Source organism: Vibrio hippocampi (genome assembly GCF_921292975.1).
GTDB classification, from domain to species: domain Bacteria; phylum Pseudomonadota; class Gammaproteobacteria; order Enterobacterales; family Vibrionaceae; genus Vibrio; species Vibrio hippocampi.
Genome location: NZ_CAKLCM010000002.1, coordinates 2166035 through 2186848, shown reverse-complemented (window position 1 = coordinate 2186848; position 20814 = coordinate 2166035). Strand labels below are relative to the sequence as shown.

The 20814-nt window shown below is 44.9% G+C and carries 21 protein-coding genes; 17 read left to right on the top strand and 4 right to left on the bottom strand.

Going from position 1 to position 20814, the window contains the following annotated elements:
- The first annotated feature begins 57 nt into the window (after positions 1-57).
- The 3 genes from mazG (at position 58) to eno (ending at position 4049) form a co-directional block, all read left to right on the top strand.
- The gene (gene mazG / locus L9Q39_RS12145) at positions 58-864 is read left to right on the top strand and encodes a nucleoside triphosphate pyrophosphohydrolase (protein ID WP_237485299.1); all 807 of its coding nucleotides are present in this window, start codon (positions 58-60) and stop codon (positions 862-864) included.
- A gap of 163 nt (positions 865-1027) precedes the next feature.
- A complete protein-coding gene (pyrG, locus tag L9Q39_RS12140; protein ID WP_237485298.1) occupies positions 1028-2668 on the top strand; it encodes a CTP synthase in 1641 nt (546 codons plus the stop codon).
- A gap of 79 nt (positions 2669-2747) precedes the next feature.
- A complete protein-coding gene (eno, locus tag L9Q39_RS12135) occupies positions 2748-4049 on the top strand; it encodes a phosphopyruvate hydratase (RefSeq protein ID WP_237485297.1) in 1302 nt (433 codons plus the stop codon).
- A gap of 490 nt (positions 4050-4539) precedes the next feature.
- Here the strand turns inward: eno and L9Q39_RS12130 are convergent, their stop codons facing one another.
- Positions 4540-5223, bottom strand: coding sequence for a GntR family transcriptional regulator (locus L9Q39_RS12130; protein ID WP_237485574.1), 684 nt, complete (start codon positions 5221-5223; stop codon positions 4540-4542).
- Positions 5224-5388: 165 nt separating this feature from the next.
- Positions 5389-6801, bottom strand: a complete 1413-nt coding sequence (gene pykF, locus L9Q39_RS12125; protein WP_237485296.1) for a pyruvate kinase PykF — start codon at positions 6799-6801, stop codon at positions 5389-5391.
- Positions 6802-7327: 526 nt separating this feature from the next.
- Between pykF and L9Q39_RS12120 the strand changes: the two genes are divergently transcribed.
- Positions 7328-8005: an HAD family hydrolase gene (locus tag L9Q39_RS12120; RefSeq protein ID WP_237485295.1), complete on the top strand. Its 678-nt coding sequence runs from the start codon at positions 7328-7330 to the stop codon at positions 8003-8005.
- Positions 8006-8065: 60 nt separating this feature from the next.
- Here L9Q39_RS12120 and L9Q39_RS12115 read toward each other — a convergent pair whose 3' ends face one another.
- On the bottom strand, positions 8066-8812 hold the full coding sequence (locus tag L9Q39_RS12115) for a metalloregulator ArsR/SmtB family transcription factor (protein WP_237485294.1): 747 nt from the start codon (positions 8810-8812) through the stop codon (positions 8066-8068).
- Between the two features lie 266 nt (positions 8813-9078).
- Here L9Q39_RS12115 and L9Q39_RS12110 point away from each other — a divergent pair, with 266 nt between their 5' ends.
- From L9Q39_RS12110 to arsB, 6 genes are all read left to right on the top strand, one after another.
- Positions 9079-9423, top strand: coding sequence for an ArsR/SmtB family transcription factor (locus L9Q39_RS12110; RefSeq protein WP_237485293.1), 345 nt, complete (start codon positions 9079-9081; stop codon positions 9421-9423).
- A 12-nt stretch (positions 9424-9435) separates the two neighbouring features.
- Positions 9436-10440 carry an ArsJ-associated glyceraldehyde-3-phosphate dehydrogenase gene (locus tag L9Q39_RS12105; RefSeq protein WP_237485292.1) on the top strand — a complete coding sequence of 335 codons (1005 nt, stop codon included), beginning with the start codon at positions 9436-9438 and terminating at the stop codon, positions 10438-10440.
- Entirely contained in the window at positions 10440-10937 is a 498-nt protein-coding gene (locus tag L9Q39_RS12100) for a phosphatase domain-containing putative toxin (RefSeq protein WP_237485291.1), read from the top strand. Before L9Q39_RS12105 ends, L9Q39_RS12100 begins: the two co-directional genes overlap by 1 nt.
- Positions 10938-11035: 98 nt before the next feature.
- Positions 11036-12259, top strand: coding sequence for an organoarsenical effux MFS transporter ArsJ (gene arsJ / locus L9Q39_RS12095; RefSeq protein ID WP_237485290.1), 1224 nt, complete (start codon positions 11036-11038; stop codon positions 12257-12259).
- 132 nt (positions 12260-12391) lie between these two features.
- The gene (locus tag L9Q39_RS12090) at positions 12392-12730 is read left to right on the top strand and encodes an ArsR/SmtB family transcription factor (protein WP_237485289.1); all 339 of its coding nucleotides are present in this window, start codon (positions 12392-12394) and stop codon (positions 12728-12730) included.
- Positions 12731-12811: 81 nt separating this feature from the next.
- A complete protein-coding gene (gene arsB / locus L9Q39_RS12085; RefSeq protein WP_237485288.1) occupies positions 12812-13861 on the top strand; it encodes an ACR3 family arsenite efflux transporter in 1050 nt (349 codons plus the stop codon).
- Here the strand turns inward: arsB and L9Q39_RS12080 are convergent.
- Positions 13833-15635 carry a bifunctional lysophospholipid acyltransferase family protein/GNAT family N-acetyltransferase gene (locus L9Q39_RS12080; RefSeq protein WP_237485287.1) on the bottom strand — a complete coding sequence of 601 codons (1803 nt, stop codon included), beginning with the start codon at positions 15633-15635 and terminating at the stop codon, positions 13833-13835. The two genes, arsB and L9Q39_RS12080, sit on opposite strands and share 29 nt — an antisense overlap.
- A 335-nt stretch (positions 15636-15970) precedes the next feature.
- Between L9Q39_RS12080 and ftsB the strand changes: the two genes are divergently transcribed.
- Genes ftsB through nlpD form a run of 7 tightly spaced genes read left to right on the top strand, consistent with a single transcriptional unit; the run spans position 15971 to position 20793 of the window.
- Positions 15971-16252, top strand: coding sequence for a cell division protein FtsB (gene ftsB / locus L9Q39_RS12075; RefSeq protein WP_237485286.1), 282 nt, complete (start codon positions 15971-15973; stop codon positions 16250-16252).
- On the top strand, positions 16249-16959 hold the full coding sequence (gene ispD / locus L9Q39_RS12070) for a 2-C-methyl-D-erythritol 4-phosphate cytidylyltransferase (protein WP_237485285.1): 711 nt from the start codon (positions 16249-16251) through the stop codon (positions 16957-16959). Before ftsB ends, ispD begins: the two co-directional genes overlap by 4 nt.
- The gene (gene ispF / locus L9Q39_RS12065; protein ID WP_237485284.1) at positions 16956-17435 is read left to right on the top strand and encodes a 2-C-methyl-D-erythritol 2,4-cyclodiphosphate synthase; all 480 of its coding nucleotides are present in this window, start codon (positions 16956-16958) and stop codon (positions 17433-17435) included. Before ispD ends, ispF begins: the two co-directional genes overlap by 4 nt.
- Positions 17436-17447: 12 nt before the next feature.
- The gene (gene truD / locus L9Q39_RS12060) at positions 17448-18473 is read left to right on the top strand and encodes a tRNA pseudouridine(13) synthase TruD (RefSeq protein WP_237485283.1); all 1026 of its coding nucleotides are present in this window, start codon (positions 17448-17450) and stop codon (positions 18471-18473) included.
- 5 nt (positions 18474-18478) lie between these two features.
- A complete protein-coding gene (gene surE / locus L9Q39_RS12055) occupies positions 18479-19246 on the top strand; it encodes a 5'/3'-nucleotidase SurE (protein ID WP_435532838.1) in 768 nt (255 codons plus the stop codon).
- A complete protein-coding gene (locus tag L9Q39_RS12050; protein ID WP_237485281.1) occupies positions 19243-19866 on the top strand; it encodes a protein-L-isoaspartate(D-aspartate) O-methyltransferase in 624 nt (207 codons plus the stop codon). Before surE ends, L9Q39_RS12050 begins: the two co-directional genes overlap by 4 nt.
- Positions 19867-20793, top strand: a complete 927-nt coding sequence (gene nlpD / locus L9Q39_RS12045; protein WP_237485280.1) for a murein hydrolase activator NlpD — start codon at positions 19867-19869, stop codon at positions 20791-20793. It begins immediately after the preceding gene.
- The last annotated feature ends 21 nt before the right edge of the window (positions 20794-20814 follow it).

The window sequence follows — 20814 nt, the reverse complement described above, 5'->3', positions numbered from 1 at the left end:
TAATAAAGGGTTGGCGTGCCAACCCTTTTTTGTTGAATCAATTTATCGGAGTGAATAATGAGCCAAGCCGTTCACCAACTGCTGAACATCATGAGCCAACTGCGCGATCCAGAGCAAGGTTGCCCTTGGGATAAAAAACAGACTTTTGAGACGATTGTGCCTTATACGATTGAAGAGACGTTTGAGGTTGCGGATGCCATACACAATCAGGATTGGGTCAACCTGCAAGAGGAGTTAGGTGATCTATTATTCCAAGTCATTTTTTATAGTCAGATGGCGAAAGAGCAGCAGTTATTTGATTTTGAAGACGTTGTTGAGGGCTTAAATAACAAGCTGACTCGACGTCATCCACATGTATTCTCTGACGTGGAGTTTGATGACGAAGCGTCGATTCAAGCCAATTGGGAAGCGGAAAAACGGAAAGAAAAAACCGCATTAGGTAAAACCGAGCAAAGTATTCTAGACTCTATACCAAACTCTCTTCCAGCCCTCTCTAAAGCGAATAAAATCCAGAAACGTTGTGCCAAATATGGGTTTGATTGGGATACGCTGGAACCTGTGATTGATAAGGTCAAGGAAGAGTTGGAAGAGGTTCGGGTCGAAGCAATCCAATCACCAATCTCTGACGATAAAGTACAGGAAGAAGTGGGTGACTTGCTATTTGCTGCTGTGAATCTTGCGAGACACTTGGGGCAGGACCCGGAGACAGCGTTGAGTCAGGCAAATAATAAGTTTATGCGCCGCTTCAAAGGCGTCGAATGTAAAGCGGCACAACAGGGTGGAGCGTTGACGGACTATAGCTTAGCGCAGTTAGATGGTTTCTGGGATCAGGTGAAGCAAGAGGAAAAGCAGGACAAAACGTGAGTGAAATTTGAGTCTGCGACTGTTTCGGTATTGATTTGAAGCAAAAAATAAAAATCATCGATGTGATAAGTTTCACGTTGTGACAGTAGAGGGCTTCTGGTATATTTTCATCCCGTCCAGAAGAAATCCGTTTTTCCCTCATTCAACCAATTTCAGGTTAAACATGACAACAAATTACATTTTTGTTACTGGCGGGGTTGTATCCTCTCTAGGTAAAGGTATTGCAGCAGCATCATTGGCCGCAATTTTAGAAGCTCGTGGTCTTAAAGTGACCATGATGAAGCTTGACCCTTACATCAACGTTGATCCGGGTACAATGAGCCCGATTCAGCACGGAGAAGTTTTTGTTACTGAAGATGGCGCAGAGACAGACCTTGACTTAGGTCACTATGAGCGTTTCATCCGTACCAAAATGTCCAAGCGCAACAACTTCACCGCAGGTCGTGTTTATGCCGACGTTCTACGTAAAGAGCGTCGCGGTGACTACCTAGGTGCAACCATTCAGGTTATCCCTCATATCACTAACGAAATCAAAGATCGTGTTATCGATGGCGCAGAAGGTCATGATATCGCTATCGTTGAAGTTGGCGGTACAGTGGGTGATATCGAGTCATTGCCATTTATGGAAGCGATTCGTCAACTAGCCGTTGAGCTAGGCCGAGAGCGTGCGATGTTTATGCACCTGACACTCGTTCCTTATCTAGCCGCTGCGGGCGAAGTGAAAACTAAGCCAACGCAACACTCGGTAAAAGAACTGCTTTCTATCGGTATCCAGCCAGATATTCTGATTTGTCGTAGCGACCGCGTGGTCCCTGCAAACGAACGTCGCAAGATCGCACTTTTCTGTAACGTACAGGAAAAAGCGGTTATCTCAATGAAAGACGTTGATTCCATCTATAAGATCCCTCAGCTAGTGAAATCACAAGGTCTTGATGATCTTGTTTGTACTCGTTTTGGTATTAAAGCACCAGAAGCGGATCTTTCTGAGTGGGAGCAAGTTATCTATGAAGAAGCGAATCCGACTGGTGAAGTCACGATTGGTATGGTCGGTAAATACATCGAATTACCAGATGCTTACAAGTCGGTTAACGAAGCATTGAAACATGCAGGCTTGAAAAATCGCCTAAACGTTAATATTAAGTATGTAGATTCACAAGATGTGGAGTCTAAGGGCGAAGAAGCGCTTGTAGGTCTTGATGCGATTCTTGTTCCTGGTGGCTTCGGTGACCGTGGTGTTGAAGGTAAGATCCGTGCAGCACAATATGCGCGTGAAAATAAGATCCCTTACCTAGGTATCTGTCTAGGCATGCAAGTGGCACTTATTGAGTATGCTCGCAACGTTGCTGGCATGAAAGGCGCACATTCAACAGAATTTAACAAAGAGACCAAATACCCTGTGGTAGGCTTGATCACCGAATGGGTTGATGGCGAAGGTAAAGTGGAAGAGCGCACCGAAACCTCAGATCTTGGTGGTACCATGCGTCTAGGTTCGCAACTTTGCCACTTAGAGAAAGGCACTAAAGCTTACGAGATGTACGGTAGCGAGCAAATTCATGAGCGTCACCGTCACCGTTACGAAGTCAATAACGTACTTCGTCCGAAGATCGAAAAAGCAGGATTAAAAGTTTCTGGTTTGTCAGCAGACAAGAAACTGGTTGAAGTAATTGAGAACCCAGCTCACCCATTCTTTGTGGCAGCTCAGTTCCACCCTGAATTTACTTCAACACCTCGCGACGGCCACCCTCTATTTAGCGGCTTTGTTAAAGCGGCGGGTGAGTTCCAAAGCGGAAAATTAGAGAAGTAATATAAAAGGATACGGGCGGTTGCGAAGGTTGTGCAGCTGCCCTTAATTTGACATTTAAATTCAATGAGAGGAAACATTAATGTCTAAGATCGTTAAAGTTCTAGGTCGTGAAATCATCGACTCACGTGGTAACCCAACTGTAGAAGCTGAAGTACACCTAGAAGGTGGTTTCGTAGGTATGGCTGCTGCTCCATCTGGTGCATCTACTGGTTCTCGTGAGGCGCTTGAGCTACGCGACGGCGACAAAGCACGTTTCCTAGGTAAAGGTGTTCTTAAAGCTGTTGAAGCTGTTAACGGTGCAATCGCAGAAGCTCTAGTGGGTCAAGATGCGAAAGCTCAAGCTGACGTTGACCAAGTGATGATCGACCTTGACGGTACTGAGAACAAGTCAAAGTTCGGTGCTAACGCAATCCTAGCGGTATCTCTAGCGAACGCTAAAGCGGCAGCAGCGGCTAAAGGCATGCCTTTGTTCGAGCACATCGCTGAGCTAAACGGCACTGCAGGCGTATTCTCTATGCCTCTACCAATGATGAACATCATCAACGGTGGTGAGCACGCAGATAACAACGTTGATATCCAAGAGTTCATGATCCAACCTGTTGGCGCTAAGACTCTTAAAGAAGGTCTACGTATCGGTGCAGAAGTATTCCACAACCTAGCTAAAGTTCTTAAGTCTAAAGGCTACAGCACTGCAGTTGGTGACGAAGGTGGTTTCGCTCCTAACCTTAAGTCTAACGCAGAAGCTCTAGAAGTTATCGCAGAAGCGGTTGCAGCTGCTGGTTACGAACTAGGTAAAGATGTAACTCTTGCTATGGACTGTGCAGCATCTGAGTTCTTCGACAAAGAAGCTGGCATCTACAACATGAAGGGCGAAGGTAAAACTTTCACTTCTGAAGAGTTCAACCACTACCTAGCTGAGCTAGCGAGCAAGTTCCCAATCGTTTCTATCGAAGACGGTTTGGACGAGTCAGATTGGGATGGCTTCAAGCACCAAACTGAACTACTAGGCGACAAGCTTCAACTAGTTGGTGACGATCTATTCGTTACTAACACTAAGATCCTTGCAGAAGGTATCGAGAAAGGCGTAGCTAACTCTATCCTTATCAAGTTCAACCAAATCGGTTCTCTAACTGAGACTCTAGCTGCTATCAAGATGGCTAAAGACGCAGGTTACACAGCAGTAATCTCTCACCGTTCAGGCGAAACTGAAGATGCAACTATCGCTGATCTAGCGGTAGGTACTGCTGCAGGTCAAATCAAGACGGGTTCTATGAGCCGTTCTGACCGTGTTGCTAAGTACAACCAGCTAATTCGTATCGAAGAAGCGCTAGGTGCTAAAGCACCATACAATGGTCTAAAAGAAGTGAAAGGCCAAGCTTAATTCGTTACTGAATAAGTTAGTTCCAGCTTTATGCTGACAAAAACACCTCGCAAAGCGAGGTGTTTTTTTATTTGCAGCGAATTGATTTGATCTTAGACTTTAGTCTAAGACTTGGCTAATGCTTGACCGCCTTTGGCGAAAGAGTATACTGACCGACCTACAAATTCTGTCACTATCAGATGACTGATATTGACTGAGCGAGTGAATGGAATTCATCTGCTTTTAAAAAAACTCTATGGAAATTAACATATTGAGTGCAGAGGTTTACCATGTTCAATCCTTTCCTTGTCAGACTTACCGTAGGTACACTTGCGATCCTTGGTATCAAACTTAGCGCGTTATACTTTTTGCTTATGGTGCTGCTTTTAAACACTCATCACAGAGAGTTTTTCGGTTGGTAAGTAACGAATAAGAAAAGGGCCATTGATAAACAATGGCCCTTTTCTTATTCGTTTGTTTGGTACTGAAAGTCGTTGAGAGCGTGATGCACTTACGCCATTTCGATATTGTCTACCGTCGGTTCAATCTCTTTCATCATGCTTGTTAGATAACTCTCGAGTTGCTGTTTCGCACCTTCATAGTCTTTATCGAGCGTTAGTTTCATGATTTTCTCGTGCTGCTCAATTTGGAACATCTGTTCGAAGTTCATCGGTGAATAACTTAAAGAAATGCTACGATAGCGTTTGATTTGACGGATGATATCGTCAAAAAATTGCAGCATATTCTTTGAGAAACAGCCTTTGAGCAGTGACGTATAGAAGGCTTCTTGTCTCTCTTCCCAATCCTGCCAGTTGAAGTTATCGCCTTGAAATTTAAAGCGAGACAGTTTGTGGTATTCCGTCAGAATTTCAAGCTCCCAACTTTCACTGCCTTCACGAATGGATTTTTCTAGTAACACAGAAGAAACGATTTTGAGGCTCTCATATAAATCGTAGAGTTCCAACTTGGAGATTGGTGCGACCCAGCATCCTTTCTGTGGCTCAAGTTTTACGTACTTAATCCAAGATAGTTGAATGAGAGCTTCTCGAATAGGTGAGGCACCAACATCGTATTTCTCTTTAAGATCTGATACGACAAGCTTTTGATTAGGTTTGAGTTCCCCAGACAAGATGTCTTGGCAAATCTGCTTTGCTACCTTATCTGTCAATGTTGGACTTGACACAATATACCTCACAACGAAATAGAATTTGTATAAGCAAAACCAAAGGTATGCCATATTGTAAATTCATTTAATGGTACATCGTGTGGAAAAGTTGAGCAAGAGGTAATCTAGAAAGAATTGATAAAAAAAGAGGGCCGAAGCCCTCTTTTTGTAGATAAGTCTATAATTCTTGGAAAATTATAGTACGTGTACAGATGCAGTGTTTGTTGTACCAGATGCCACTAGAGCACCAGAAACCATTACTACGATGTCGCCTTTCTTACCTAGACCAGTTTCAAGAGCGATCTCTTTACCTGTTACGTAGAAAGCATCAGTGCTGTTGATTGAATCAACAACAACTGGAGTAACACCTTTAGTAAGAACAAGCTGAGCAGCTGTCTTAGTGTTAGTTGTTACAGCGATGATGTTTGCCGTTGGGAAGTACTTACGTACAGAACGTGCAGATTTACCCGCTTCAGTGGCTACAACGATCAGTGGAGCCGCTAGTTTTTCAGCTGTGTCTACAGCGCCTTTACATACTGCTTCAGTGATGCGTAGGCGTGGGCTGTCTAGACGAGAACCTAGCTCAGCTTTTAGAGCGCCATCTGTACGAGCACAGATTTGAGCCATGATAGTGACTGCTTCAACAGGGTACTTACCTTTTGCAGTTTCGCCAGAAAGCATAACTGCATCAGTACCGTCCATAACCGCGTTCGCAACGTCGCCAGCTTCAGCACGAGTTGGGCGTGGGTTTTGGATCATAGAATCTAGCATTTGAGTTGCAGTGATAACCATCTTACGAGCACGGTTACACTTCTCAATCATCATTTTCTGAGCGAAGATAACTTCTTCAGCTGGGATCTCAACACCTAGGTCACCACGAGCAACCATGATACCGTCAGAAGCTTCTAGAATAGCGTCGAAGTTATCAACACCTTCTTGGTTTTCGATCTTAGAGATGATGTGGATGTTTTCGCCACCGTTCGCATCTAGAAGAGTACGGATTTCTTTAACGTCTTCTTCTTTACGGATGAAAGAAGCAGCAACGAAGTCAACGCCTTGCTCACAACCAAATTTAAGGTCAGCTTTATCTTTTTCAGATAGCGCAGGAAGTTGAACAGAAACGCCAGGAAGGTTAACACCTTTGTTTTCACCTAGAGCACCGTTGTTAAGAACTTTACACTTAACTTCAGTTTCAGTCGTTGAGATAACTTCCATCTCGATTAGACCATCATCAACTAGGATAGTGTTGCCTGCTGTCAGGTCGTTTGCGAAACCTGTGTAAGTGACAGCAACGATATCTTTGTTACCTACAACTGAAGCGTCAGTTGTGAAAGTGAACTCTTGACCAGCCACTAGATCAACGTCGTTGCCGCCTTCTAGTTTGATAGTACGAATTTCTGGACCTTTAGTATCTAGAAGGATAGCTAGCTGCTTGCCAGTGTTAGCCATAACTTCACGGTAGTTGTCGATACGCGCAGCGTGCTCTTCAAAGTTACCGTGAGAGAAGTTAAGACGCATAACATTCATGCCAGCGTTTACAAGTTCAGTTAGCTTCTCTACAGATTCAGTTTTTGGGCCAATCGTACATACGATTTTGGTCTTTTTCATGGAAGATATTCTCCGGTGAATAATGTTAAAAATTGAAAGTTAGTATAGTCTCTAGAAGCCTAGCAGCGCCCAAAATTCATCTTCATTGAGCTTTCATTGAGTCTAGTCTTTTCTTCTAGAGTTGAAAGTCTTACGGCTAATCAGTCGTCAAATGACGCTTTTGCTTACGTAAAAGGTTAGTTTTCTGTGATATAGCCCACTTTATAACAGTAAGGTTGCAGAAAAATAACGTCTAATTCTGTAATTAATTTTCTTTTCGGGGGCGGATTCTACCATTGAATTGATCAAAATTCACGATATAGAACTTGTTTTAGAGCAATGTTTCTTCGCTTTCTATTTAATTTTTACTTCAAAATAAATACTTTTCGTTCGATTTTGTGTTTTGTAACTTTTTTTCATGTGATGAGATTTTTTCGCTCAATTCGTTATCTTTATACAACTTGTCACCGCTTAATCCTTGATGGTGTCTACGACAGAATCTTGCTAGTCTAAAACTCATTCACCTTGCTCTCAAAAGGACCTGCGAGTGACAGCAACCAATCCGATCCAGTGCGTCATCTTTGATTGTGACGGTACATTAATTGACAGTGAGCGTCTCTGTTTACAAGCGCTAGTGCAAACCCTTGCCGAGGTCGGAACCAAAATCGACTACGAAGCGCTAAAGCGTGACTACCAAGGCATCAAAATACATATTGTGTTGGGCAGTTTAGTTGAAGACAAAAACGTGATAGCAGGGGACGGGATGGAACAGTTAATCGCCCGCTATCGAGTGATAAGCAACGAACTCTTTACTCGTTACCTGACAACGATGGACGGCGTTGAAGTATTACTTGAGAGCTTGATAGCGAAAGGCATCAAGATCTGTATCGCTTCCAACGCGCCTCACGAAAAGATGCAGGTGACGCTGCCCTTGACCAACCTCGACCGTTACTTTGAAGGGACGGTATTCAGTGCATTTGATGCTCAAGCCTGGAAACCTGACCCCAAAATGCTCGAGTACGTGATGGATAAAATGCAGGTAAAAGCAGAGCAGTGCCTGTTTATTGATGATTCAATCGTGGGTGTTCAAGCTGGTGTGTCTGCTGGAATTAAGACGCTCTATTTTGCCCATGATGAAGACCCGGATAATCCCTGTACTATCGACAGTCCCAACCTGGTGAGAATTGAACACTTAGGTGAACTAGAAAATCATCTAAGCCTATAACCAAAAAGTGAACAGGGCGTTACTTATAATGTTAAGCCTTATCAAATATGTAAAGGGGCGTTATAAATGCTTATAGGGACGTTCGGCTTGGTTGAGCAATTGTATCGCCGCGACCAGCGAGGGTTTAACACTTCTCAATGATGCATCAAGAACTTCAATCGCCCAAAGCGGTAACTGTTTCGATATCGAATAAAATGCCCATTGTCCTTTTCGACGGTCAGTGACCAGTCCACAATTACGCAAAATAGCGAGCGCTCTGGATATCTTGGGTTGTGACTCCTGCAACGCTTGGCATAACTCGCCCACACTGAGTTCAACCTCACTGAATATCATTAAGGTGATCATCAAGCGCGTTCTATCACTAAGACATTTGTGCAGGGTCATGGGATCAAAGTCGAGATCTTTGCTGTCGCTGTGAACGTTAACAAACAATTCTATTCGTTTTTGTAAATCGTATAGCGAACTCTCAAAACTCGATGATGAAAGCGTGGTTGGACTTGGTAGATCCCAGAAAATGTTTTCATCGGTGTTATGAAATACCCCGCATTCTTGCTGAGCAGAAGAGCAGAGCGTGATGACATAGTCAAAATGCTCGCCAGCAAACTCATCGACGGATTTTGAGCGTAGATTATGCGTGTTATATCCGGCTTGAGTTAGCGTTTCTATGGTGCGCTTATCGACTTCACCTGGGGTGCTACCTGCACTAAATGCTTGATAAAGATCGGCATAATCTTGATTGACAATCGCTTCCGCTAGCTGTGAACGTGCCGAGTTGCCTCGACAAACAAAGAGTATTTTTTTGCCCATGTCTGTTTTCCAAGATTCCCATATTCAAGTCAATGTTGGGTTTAGCGACTATTATGGAAGTTACGCAGATGGAATGAAAGAGCTTTATCTGTAGTACGACTAGGTGTAGGGACATTTGGGAAGTGACTTGAACGGTGAGGGGGCTTTACTCGAGTAAAGTGTGCCTTAATAAAAATGAAACTTTTATGACAATCAGCGATTAGTGCTTGACGAATTAAATGTGGAAATTAATATATACGCATATCCATATATAAGGATGTGACTATATGTTGCCTCATGATTTCTTCAAACTGATGTCAGATGAAACCAGAATTCGTATTTTGCTTTGGATTCATGCCCATGAATCCGTCAGCGTAAATAGCCTCGTGGCGGCATTGAATGAGAGTCAGCCAAAAGTGTCAAGACACCTAGCGACACTGAGACAGGCTGGAGTTATCAAAGATAATAGACAGGGACAGAAAGTTTTTTACTGCTTGGCGAATGAGTTGCCAGGTTGGTTGTATCGAACCCTACAAGGACTCCAGCAATCCAATTGTTTGCAGAGTGCTTATCAATTAAATTTTAACGACGTTGTGTCATCATTAGAGACACAACACGTGACAACACAATAAAGAGATTAAGTGATGACTATTAAAGTAGGTATTAACGGTTTTGGTCGAATTGGTCGCCTAGCACTGCGTGCGGCATTTGATTGGCAAGAACTCGAATTCGTAAAAATTAATGATGTAGCAGGTGATGCAAAAACGCTCGGTCATCTACTTGAGTTCGATTCAGTTCAAGGTCGCTGGCACCATGAAGTCGCCGTAGAAGGCAACGAACTTATTATCAATGGTCAGCGTGTTGCGACGACACAAGAGCGCGAGATTGACGCGGTCGATTGGTCAGATTGTGATGTGGTCATTGAAGCTACCGGTGTTCACCGTAAGACTTCATTCCTTAACCAATATTTACAGCAAGGCGTAAAGCGTGTTGTGGTTTCGGCACCGGTAAAAGAAGAAGGCATTGCTAATATCGTTGTTGGTGTTAACGACCATATCTTTGACCCAGCGGTTCATCGTATTGTGACTGCGGCATCGTGCACCACCAACTGTATTGCGCCTGTGGTCAAAGTGATCCATGAGAAACTTGGTATTGAGCAGTCCTCATTTACCACGATTCACGATCTTACCAATACGCAGACTATTTTGGATGCGCCTCATAAAGATCTACGTCGCGCTCGCGCATGTGGTATGAGCTTGATCCCAACCACAACCGGCAGTGCAACGGCAATCGTTGAAATCTTCCCTGAGCTAAAAGGCAAGATTAATGGTCACGCCGTTCGAGTTCCTCTGGCGAATGCGTCGCTGACCGATATCATCTTTGATGTGAAAAAAGACACTACAGCAGAAGAAGTAAATGCTTTGCTAAAAGAAGCGTCTGAAGGTGAGCTCAAAGGTATTCTTGGTTTTGAAGATCGCCCATTGGTGTCTATTGATTACAAAGGTGACCAACGCTCGACCATCGTTGATGCGATGTCAACCATGGTGGTGGGTTCTCGCATGGTTAAAATCTATGCGTGGTATGACAATGAAATGGGCTATGCAACTCGCACAGCTGAATTGGTTCGTAAAGTAGGTTTAGTAGGGTAATGACAATGCATCCAACATGGGAATTAAAAGTTAATAACGCAGCGCTGGTACTGACTCCGTGTCCAGGTACCAAAGACTTGGGTCTTGATGACTCTTTAGAGCAGCTTAAGCAGCAAGGCGTGACGGTGATCGTTACTGCTCTTGATAGCCATGAGTTAACCGAAGCGGGTGTTGCTGAGCTTGGTGAAAAAACAAAAGCGCTGGGAATGAAGTGGTTTCAAACGCCGATTGAAGATGACCGTGCGCCGGGTGACGAGTTTGCTGCGCAGTGGCAAGCGATTTCACCAGAGCTTCACCAAGCGGTCGAAGCGGGTGAGAAGATTGCGATGCATTGCATGGGAGGTTCTGGTCGTACAGGCTTATTGGCAGCAAACCTGCTGCTAGAGCTTGGTTGGGAACTGGATAAGGTTCGCAGTGAAGTTCAAGCATTGCGTCCGGGTGCCTTTACCAAAGCACCGCAAATTGTTTATGTAGAACAATTGGCGAAAGGTTTTTAAACCATAATCCAGCACACTGTTTGGGGCTCACGGCTTGACTTAAGAGCCCCGTATTGAGTTCAGGCTTGATACCTCTATTCTAATCAGGCAGAAAGCGTATGTTGTCTAATCTAAGCAAAAGCGTTCGTCAGTATATGCTGGTGACGTTTAATTACTGGAATTTTACCATCACAGATGGTGCCCTCAGAATGCTGGTGGTGCTTTACTTCTATGACTTGGGGTATAGCTCACTAGAGATCGCTTCTCTTTTTCTCTTCTATGAATTTTTTGGCGTCGTGACCAACTTAGTGGGTGGCTGGCTAGGCGCTCGACTTGGCTTAAATCGCACCATGAATGTCGGCTTGGGGATGCAGATTTTTGCGTTACTCATGCTTGCTGTGCCTAACGCATGGTTGACCATACCTTGGGTCATGGCCGCTCAAGCGCTCTCCGGTATTGCTAAAGATCTGAATAAAATGAGTGCCAAGAGTGCCATTAAAACCTTGGTGCCTGATGAACAGCAAGGGGCGCTTTATAAGTGGATAGCGATCCTGACCGGTTCTAAAAACGCGCTAAAAGGGGCGGGTTTCTTTATTGGTGGTCTGCTGTTAACGGTCATGGGATTCCAATACGCCGTGGCAGCCATGGCAGGAGTTTTGACCTTAGTGTTTATTGGCAGTGTTCTGACTTTAGAAAATGATATGGGCAAGGCAAAGTCGAAGCCTAAGTTCAATCAAATTTTCTCTAAGTCGGAGAGTATTAACATTCTTTCAGCTGCGCGTATGTTCCTATTTGGCGCGCGTGATGTTTGGTTTGTTGTCGCTTTGCCTATCTATCTCGGTACCGTGTTTGGCTGGAATCACTCGTGGGTGGGTGGCTTTCTGGCGTTATGGGTTATCGCTTATGGATTTGTGCAAGGTATCGCACCTAAGATCACGGGTAAAGCCCAAGGTCGAGTTCCCGATGGTAGCGCAGCAATGTGGTGGGCATTTGCCCTTGCTATCGTCACGGGAATCATTGCCTATTGTGTACAGCAAGAATGGTATCCGCAAATCGTGATTGTGGTTGGTCTGCTGATTTTCGGTGCTATTTTTGCGGTTAACTCATCGCTGCATAGCTACCTAATTGTTAGCTATGCCAAAGGCGACGGTGTTTCTCTCGATGTTGGTTTCTACTATATGGCGAATGCGATGGGGCGTTTAATCGGCACTGTACTGTCAGGTTGGGTTTTCCAGATGGCCGGTCTTTCTGCGTGTTTATGGGTTTCGTTTGCCTTCTTGGTGTTGACGACGATCATATCGATTCGTCTACCCGGAGCGCCTAAGTCGAAGCTCGCCAACTAGCTCTGATTTCATCATTCTACTTCGCTATTAAGTGTCGTTACCAAATAGAGAAAAGAGTCAATCGTGAAAAAACGATTGACTCTTTTTTTATTCGGAGTAAATTAATCGTTAAAAGACGATAGGAGTCAGGCCGTGAACCGTTGTAATCCAAACAGCCAAGATATTTTTGCCGTCACCGAGGCTCAGCTGGCTGACGAAAAAGCTATCGCTTCACAAGCAAAAGCTTTATCCCATCCGGCAAGATTGCGAATTTTGAAAATACTATCGGATCTTGAGCGTCAGGGCGGTTGTTTAAATAGTGACCTGGTGTCGCAGCTGGGGTTAGCCCAATCAACGGTGTCGGAACACCTGAGAATTCTTAAGGTAGCAGGGTTTATTCACGCAGAAGCGATGCCGCCTAAGGTCTGTTATCGCATAGATAGAGAAGCGTTTAATCGTTTTTCACTGTTTACACAAACCTTGTTTGACTGATTTTTATACTGCCGACAGTGTCGGCATTTTTTAAACTAAAATGCATCGCTTTTCGACGATTGACGATGCCGGAGAGTTAACATGACGACCCAAATTGCAGAGGAACCTAAAAAATTAGGCTTTCTTGACCGCTTCCTCACTTTGTGGATTTTTGTCGCTATGGGTATCGGTGTTGCCTTAGGGGTGGCATTCCCGTCGCAGATCGAGTCTCTTAATGCCTCGATGACAATGGGGAATACCAATATTCCATTGGCTATTGGCTTAATTTTGATGATGTATCCGCCGTTAGCAAAAGTGAACTACGGCTTGATGGGCACCGTGCTTCAAGACAAAAAAGCGGTGACCTTATCACTGGTGATGAACTGGTTAGTCGGTCCGATTCTGATGTTTGTTTTGGCATTGGTCTTTTTGGGTGATGAACCGAGTTTGATGACCGGTGTGATTCTTATCGGTCTTGCTCGCTGTATTGCGATGGTGCTGGTTTGGAATGACATTGGTGGTGGTAATAAAGAGTATGGTGCGGCGCTGGTAGCGCTAAACAGCGTATTCCAAATTATCACATACAGTTTCTTAGCTTGGTTGTTTATCACTGTCTTGCCGCCAAAGTTGGGCTTCCAAGGTCAAGTGGTGAATATTTCCATGGGTGAGATCGCCGAAAGCGTGATGATTTACCTAGGTATACCATTCTTAGCCGGCTTCCTGAGCCGCAAGATCTTAGTCGCGAAGAAAGGCGAGCAGTGGTACAACGACAAGTTTGTACCGGCTATTTCACCGATCACTTTAGTGGCACTATTAGCGACCATCGTGCTGATGTTCAGCTTGAAGGGTGAGATGATTGTGGAACTGCCGATGCAGGTGGTGCGTGTTGCGATTCCATTGACCATCTACTTTTTCTTGATGTTCTTTATCAGTTTCTTTGTCGCAAAGAGAATGGGTGTGCCATTTGATAAGAATGCATCGATTGCTTACACAGCAACAGGCAACAACTTTGAACTCGCGATTGCTGTTGCTATTGCTGTGTTTGGTCTCAATTCTCCAGAGGCGTTTGCGGGTGTCATTGGTCCACTGATTGAGGTGCCGGTGCTTATCGCATTAGTGAACTTTACACTGAAGATGAAGTCTCGTTACTAGACTCCTCAACACCAGAGAAAGAGTGATGCGCGCAGAGATACTGCTTGGCATTCTCTGACCCCATATAGCGTGCCAAAGATTTCTGAGGCACGCTTCTTAGATCAACAACAATCAATCCATCGAGCGCATTATTAAAGTCGGGATCGACATTAAAGCTCACCAGTTTGCCATTAAGGCTCAGGTATTGGCGCAGCAGCACGGGTACTCCCTTTCCTTGATCAAGTCGAGAGATGACTCTAGAGAGCAACTGCATATCGGCCAGTGCGGTGAGTAACTGGGTATTCCAACTCGGTTGTTGCGCTAATTTAGGTGGATTGGGTGCGGTGACATAACGGGCACCGACGTTGTCGTAGTGATGCAGGGTCATGGTATCGGTCAAGAGTTGTCTCGCCACTTCACTGTAATCGCTACTAATGCTCACTGGACCAAAAAGGTGAGTATAGCTCGGGTTTCGATAGACAAACTCAGCAATGCCTTTCCATAAAAGCAGTAGCGAGGACATGCTTTTTTGATACTCTTGCGCGACAACCGAACGTCCCATCTCAATTGATTTTCCCATGGTCTCTAAGAATGGGGATCCATAATGAAATAGAGTGCGAGAATAGAGTCCTTCAGTGCCAAACCTTTCCGTTAATTCATCGACCAAACCGAGGCGGTACGCTCCGAGCAAGCATTGCTGTTGGCGATCCCACACAAATAAGTGGTGATAGGTTTTATCAAACGAATCAATATCTAACGAAAGCCCTGTGCCTTCTCCCACCTCACGAAAGTTGATTTCCCTGAGACGGCCAATTTCATGAATCACCGATGGAATATGATCCATCGTAGTACAGTAGACCTCAAAATCACCGCTCGTCAGTAGATGATGCTGTTTCGGTAGCTGCTCAATATCTTTTAATAACTCAGCAGTAGACAGCGCGGGCGCAATCTCTTGATAATCAAGCATTGCAGAGGTGGTGTGTTGTTCCTCTGTTTGGGCACGGCTAAGTAGGTAGGTATTGAGCCTGAGATAATTGACCAACTGACGATTGTCTAGCTTGCTCACTTCTTTATATTTAATGCTGTCACCAATAGAGATGGTGATCGGTTTATCTTTCTTATTCAATAGCTCTCGCCCGAGCATAGCGGTTCGTAGCATAGGGTGAACCTTGCTAGCGAGGTAGAAGTGTTTGGAGTTGAGTCCACCAATATGAATCGGCACCGAGGTGGCTTTGTTTCTTTTGATTAAGGTCGCGACTGAACGACTCCACTCTTTATCTTCTATGCGTAATGTTCTTCTATCGACCAGTTGGGAAACCTCACCCGCAGGAAACACCAACAGTAAGCCACTATTTTCAAGATGCTGATTAGCCTGTCGCAAGGCTCGGGTATTAGCACGGTGCGCGTTTTGTCCTTCAAACACATCCACACCAATAAACAGCGAAGCGATCTCGGGAACTAATTTGAGATATTCGTTGGCGAGAATCTTGACGTCTTTACGCTGTCTTAGCAGTAGTTCTGCCAATATCACACCCTCGACGCAGCCAAGAGGATGATTGGCGACCACAATCGTCGCACCAGCTTTGGGAATTGGATTGAGCGCTCCCGAGGTTATTTGGTAATCAATATTTAATACATCAAGTGCGTATCTTAGAAAGCTTTCGGTATCGCAATTGACAGGGCGCTGAGCGTAAAGCTTATCGAGCAAGGACAAGCCGGTTGCCCATTCAGCCACATTTTCGGCTAGTCCAAAAGGGGATTTCCTTGGTAAACGAAACGGACTCTTGATTTCCATAACCACCTCAAAGTCATACTATTTTTCAACGTGAAAATGGTATGACGCTGATATGTCAAATTGACGTCTTTTCGATTGAGAAAGGGTGACGAATCAGTGTCGAATTGATGACACCCTTATTGGTGTCATTAAGCGGTTGAGTTCTTTAACGGGAAAGAAAGCCGATGAGAAGTGCTCAGGGCCCAGCCTTGGGGTTATTCCAACAGGCAATTTATGCTATATATAGCAATATTGTTTACAGTTGTAACCCAAGCTGTTTTTTCGGCAAACCTCGCGTTTATTCGGAACAAATGTTGGGCGATAAACACACTCATTGGAATGGAATATCATCAACGATGCGCAAGTTGACGTTTTTACTGTTGGTTGTTTTAGGTTGGTTGCAATATACCCTTTGGTTTGGAAAAAATGGCATTGCAGACTTTAATCAAGTGAGCAGTGAAATTGAGATCCAAAATCAAGTGAACACTAACCTACAGACTCGCAACAACAATATGTTTGCGGAGATTGATGATTTAAGACAGGGACTCGATGCCATCGAAGAGAGAGCAAGGCATGAACTTGGCTTAGTGCAAGATGGTGAAACCTTCTATCGTATCATTGGGGAGGAAAACCAATGATTCCTGAACAACACCCTATTATCGCTATTGTGCCTGCTGCCGGCGTTGGCAAACGTATGCAGAGTGAGCGACCAAAGCAGTATCTAGAAATTAACCACAAAACGTTACTTCAGCATACGGTCAACAAATTACTTTCCCACCCAAGTGTGGAGTGTGTTGTCGTTGCAGTCAGTCAAGATGACCCATACTATGACCGGCAAATTTTTGATGCTGGCAAATCGGTGATTAAGGTTATCGGTGGCTCAGAGCGCGCTGACTCTGTTTTAGCTGCCGTCGATTATGTCCAGCAACGTATCCCCAATGCTTGGTGTTTAGTACACGATGCCGCACGGCCGTGTGTCACGTTGACAGACATCAGTAAACTGATTTATCAAGCTAGCACTCACCCTGTCGGTGGCATACTGGCATCGCCAGTCAAAGACACCATGAAGCGCGCCAATGATGCCCACTGTATTGACCACACGGTTGAGCGTGCTGAACTCTGGCATGCGCTCACCCCCCAAATGTTTAAAGCAGAATTACTGCAAAGTGCACTTTCTAGTGCGCTGAGTGAGGGCGCGGTGATGACAGATGAAGCCTCTGCGATTGAGTGGATGGGGTTGGCTCCTCTATTGGTAGAAGGGCGAAGCGACAATATAAAAGTAACTCGACCAGAAGATCTATCGCTAGCCGAGTTTTACCTGATTCAAGAGGAAAAAAATCAATGAGAATAGGCCACGGCTTTGATGTTCATAAGTTTGGCGGTGACGGTCCAGTGATCATTGGCGGGGTTGAAGTCCCTTATAGCCAAGGTTTGGTCGCACATTCAGATGGTGATGTTGCACTGCACGCGCTTTGCGATGCACTCCTCGGTGCCGTTGCACTGGGCGATATTGGTCGCCATTTTCCTGATACCGATGACGCTTGGAAAGGAGCGGACAGTCGTGAATTATTGAAAGATGTGTATCAAAAAGTACAGGACAAAGGCTATCAACTGGTGAATGCCGATATCACCATTATTGCGCAAGCCCCTAAAATGGCGTCTCATATCGAAGCCATGTGCCAATGCATTGCTCAAGTCCTAAATACTGATCGCGATGATATCAATGTGAAAGCGACAACCTCAGAGCGCCTTGGTTTTACTGGACGCAAAGAAGGCATTGCGACTGAAGCCGTCGTGCTTATTGAAAAAGTCTCCCGTTAACGAGCCCTATAAATGACAGATATCCTAGAAAATCTCGCTTACCTCAATGGTAAGCCTCAACTTACCGCCAATTACAAAGCACAGAATCAAGACTTCATTGTGAAAGAAGTCCTCGGTTTTCCTTTTAGCGGAGAAGGCGAACACCTTATGGTTCGCATCCGTAAAAATGGCGAGAACACCAGCTTTGTTGCCAATGAGTTGGCAAAAGTGTGCGGTGTTAAATCCAAAGATATTGGTTGGGCAGGCTTGAAAGATCGCCATGCGATTACCGAGCAGTGGTTGAGTGTCCACCTTCCTAAGAAGCAACTCCCAGATTTTGGCGCTTTTCAGCAACAATATCCAAGTATCGAAGTACTTGCGACAGATTGGCACAATAAGAAATTGCGCCCAGGTGACTTGATAGGTAATGAATTTGAAATTCGCCTTACGTCAGTGTCAGACATGGATGCGTTGGTCGCGCGCTTAGCGTTAGTGACCCGTGCTGGGGTGCCAAACTACTTTGGTGAGCAGCGTTTTGGTCATGAAGGCAATAATGTCACCGAAGCGAGACGCTGGGGACGAGACAATGTCCGTACGCGAAATCAAAACAAACGTAGTTTGTACCTCTCCGCTGCCCGCTCATGGATTTTCAATCACATTGTGTCCAAGCGATTGAATCAAGGTTGTTTTGACCAAACGATAGCGGGTGATATGATTGAATTTGATGGGCAATTTGTACTGGCTAGTGAGGTGGATTTAGCGAGTCGAGAGGACTGGAATATCACCGCGGCGATGGCGGGTGACAATGCGCTGCCCACTCAAGAGCAAGCTTTAGAATTAGAGCAGTCGATTGTCGATCAAGAACCGGATCTAATGAAACTGATTCGTGGTAATCGAATGAGACACGATCGTAGAAACATTGTGCTGTTACCACAGCAGTTTAGCTATCAAGCTGAGGAAAATAGTGTTGTTCTCAAATTCTTCTTAGATTCTGGTAGCTTTGCCACTTCAGTTCTACGAGAATTAGCGCAACTGCAACAGGTAGAAAGACAATTTTAATGGCTATGGATAAGCAAAAAACGCTTAAGATTCTTATCAGTAATGATGATGGCGTACACGCACAAGGTATTCGTGCATTGGGCAAAGCATTGAGTGACATTGCTCAGGTCACGATTGTGGCTCCTGATCGTAATCGCTCTGGGGCATCCAACTCACTGACATTGGAGCAAGCACTGCGAGTCTCTGAGATAGAGCCTAACGTCTATTCCGTTCAGGGCACACCGACAGATTGTGTCCATTTCGCACTGAATGAATTAATGAAAGATGATCTACCCGATATCGTCGTATCGGGTATTAATCATGGTGCGAACTTGGGTGATGATGTGCTGTATTCCGGCACGGTGGCAGCGGCAATGGAAGGGCACTTTCTCGGGGTTCAGTCGATCGCATTTAGCTTAGTTGGCAATCAGAACTTTGATACCGCGGCGATGATTGCGCGTCAGTTAGTTGAGCGACATTTGAGCCACCGTATTCCAACCAATCGCCTGTTAAATATTAATATTCCCGATAAAACCGAACTCAGCTTAGATGACATCGAAGTGACTCGCTTAGGTGCAAGACATCACGCGGAGAATATGATCAAGCAACTCGATCCGCGTGGACATGAAATCTATTGGCTAGGGCCTCCGGGTAAAGAGCAAGATGCTGGTGCAGGAACGGATTTTTACGCGATTGAACAAGGCAATATTTCCATTACACCTTTACAGGTTGATCTGACAGCCCATGAGTCTATTGGTGCCATGGAGCGATGGATAAGCGGGAGTGAAAAATGAATCCGCAAGCGGCGAGATTAGTTGAATTTATTCGTCAGTATGGCGTCAAGGATGAGAATGTTCTAACGGCTATCGCCAATGTGCCAAGAGAGCTGTTTGTCTCTCAAGCAATGGCTCATCAAGCTTATGATAACAATGCACTGCCGATAGGCAGCGGCCAGACGATTTCTCAGCCCTATATTGTGGCAAAAATGACTCAACTATTAGAGTTAAATCCACAAACAAAAGTGCTAGAAATTGGAACGGGTTCAGGTTATCAAACCGCGGTACTGGCACAGCTCGTTGACCATGTTTACTCAGTGGAGAGAATTAAAGCTCTACAGTGGGAAGCAAAACGTCGTCTTAAGCGTATTGACATCTATAATGTTTCCACTAAACATGGTGATGGTTGGCAAGGCTGGAGCTCTAAAGCGCCCTTTGATGCCATTATCGTTACCGCTGCAGCTGCGTCGGTACCGGAGCAATTATTGATGCAATTATCAGACAACGGTCGCTTGGTGATCCCGGTGGGTGATAATGAACAGCAGTTGTTAAAAATTACCCGAAAAGGTGATAGCTTTACTACTCAAGTGGTTGAATTAGTGAATTTTGTCCCTTTGATTGCAGGTGAGTTGGCGTAAATGAATAAGGTTTGGAGAAGAGTCGTAGGAATCACATTGTTGCCTCTAGCACTACTTGGTTGTGCTGAGCATGTGTCTGCGCCTGTCTCCGATGTCGGTGGAGGGAAATACGACAATATATCTCGCGGTAGCTATCGAGGGAATTACTATGTCGTAGAAAAAGGCGATACCCTCTATTTTATTTCTTACGTCACTAATAAAGATGTTAAAGAATTGATTAGTTTGAATAAACTGTCTCCTCCATACACGATTCATCCTGGTCAACGCCTTAACCTTTGGCGTCCCGTTTATAAAGCGCCAACCGTCGCTCCCGCAGCCAAGGCGTCAGTATCTACTGCGGCTGCAGCCACTGCCACAGCGAGTGCTCAGGCTTCCAATGCCAGCACAAAACCAAAAACGTCAAGCCAACCTAAAGCCGTAACAACCGCGAAAAAGCCTGTTGAAAAATCAACCACAAAGGGAGTTGCCAATTCCAAAACAAAGGAGTATGGTGAGGCTAAAGGTAAACAAAATGTTAATTATAAGGCGCCTGTCACACCCAAACCCACCGCTAATACAAAGGTATCGAAGTGGATTTGGCCGACAAAAGGGCGTGTCATAAAGAATTTCTCTGCAGGTAACCAAGGAAACAAGGGGATAGATATTGCTGGTCAACGTGGACAAGCAATTATCGCCACTGCAGGGGGAACCGTGGTTTATTCGGGTAACGCACTGCGGGGCTATGGCAACTTAGTCATCGTAAAACACAACGACAGTTACTTAAGTGCTTACGCCCATAACGATCGGTTATTAGTAACGGAAGGACAGAGTGTCAAAGCCGGGCAGAAAATCGCAACGATGGGAAGTTCGGGGACAAGCAGTGTTAGATTGCACTTTGAGATCCGTTACAAAGGGAAGTCCGTAAATCCTAAACGGTACTTACCTTAATTGCTTGCACATTGAATACAT

What these genes read in the sequence shown, in the direction of transcription:
- surE (WP_435532838.1), top strand. Translation starts at nt 18,479, where the DNA reads ATGGATAAGCAAAAAACGCTTAAGATTCTTATCAGTAATGATGATGGC.
- arsB (WP_237485288.1), top strand. Translation starts at nt 12,812, where the DNA reads ATGACGACCCAAATTGCAGAGGAACCTAAAAAATTAGGCTTTCTTGAC.
- ftsB (WP_237485286.1), top strand. Translation starts at nt 15,971, where the DNA reads ATGCGCAAGTTGACGTTTTTACTGTTGGTTGTTTTAGGTTGGTTGCAA.
- L9Q39_RS12105 (WP_237485292.1), top strand. Translation starts at nt 9,436, where the DNA reads ATGACTATTAAAGTAGGTATTAACGGTTTTGGTCGAATTGGTCGCCTA.
- L9Q39_RS12100 (WP_237485291.1), top strand. Translation starts at nt 10,440, where the DNA reads ATGACAATGCATCCAACATGGGAATTAAAAGTTAATAACGCAGCGCTG.
- mazG (WP_237485299.1), top strand. Translation starts at nt 58, where the DNA reads ATGAGCCAAGCCGTTCACCAACTGCTGAACATCATGAGCCAACTGCGC.
- ispF (WP_237485284.1), top strand. Translation starts at nt 16,956, where the DNA reads ATGAGAATAGGCCACGGCTTTGATGTTCATAAGTTTGGCGGTGACGGT.
- arsJ (WP_237485290.1), top strand. Translation starts at nt 11,036, where the DNA reads ATGTTGTCTAATCTAAGCAAAAGCGTTCGTCAGTATATGCTGGTGACG.
- L9Q39_RS12110 (WP_237485293.1), top strand. Translation starts at nt 9,079, where the DNA reads ATGTTGCCTCATGATTTCTTCAAACTGATGTCAGATGAAACCAGAATT.
- L9Q39_RS12080 (WP_237485287.1), bottom strand. Translation starts at nt 15,635, where the DNA reads ATGGAAATCAAGAGTCCGTTTCGTTTACCAAGGAAATCCCCTTTTGGA.
- ispD (WP_237485285.1), top strand. Translation starts at nt 16,249, where the DNA reads ATGATTCCTGAACAACACCCTATTATCGCTATTGTGCCTGCTGCCGGC.
- L9Q39_RS12050 (WP_237485281.1), top strand. Translation starts at nt 19,243, where the DNA reads ATGAATCCGCAAGCGGCGAGATTAGTTGAATTTATTCGTCAGTATGGC.
- nlpD (WP_237485280.1), top strand. Translation starts at nt 19,867, where the DNA reads ATGAATAAGGTTTGGAGAAGAGTCGTAGGAATCACATTGTTGCCTCTA.
- eno (WP_237485297.1), top strand. Translation starts at nt 2,748, where the DNA reads ATGTCTAAGATCGTTAAAGTTCTAGGTCGTGAAATCATCGACTCACGT.
- pykF (WP_237485296.1), bottom strand. Translation starts at nt 6,801, where the DNA reads ATGAAAAAGACCAAAATCGTATGTACGATTGGCCCAAAAACTGAATCT.
- L9Q39_RS12115 (WP_237485294.1), bottom strand. Translation starts at nt 8,812, where the DNA reads ATGGGCAAAAAAATACTCTTTGTTTGTCGAGGCAACTCGGCACGTTCA.
- pyrG (WP_237485298.1), top strand. Translation starts at nt 1,028, where the DNA reads ATGACAACAAATTACATTTTTGTTACTGGCGGGGTTGTATCCTCTCTA.
- truD (WP_237485283.1), top strand. Translation starts at nt 17,448, where the DNA reads ATGACAGATATCCTAGAAAATCTCGCTTACCTCAATGGTAAGCCTCAA.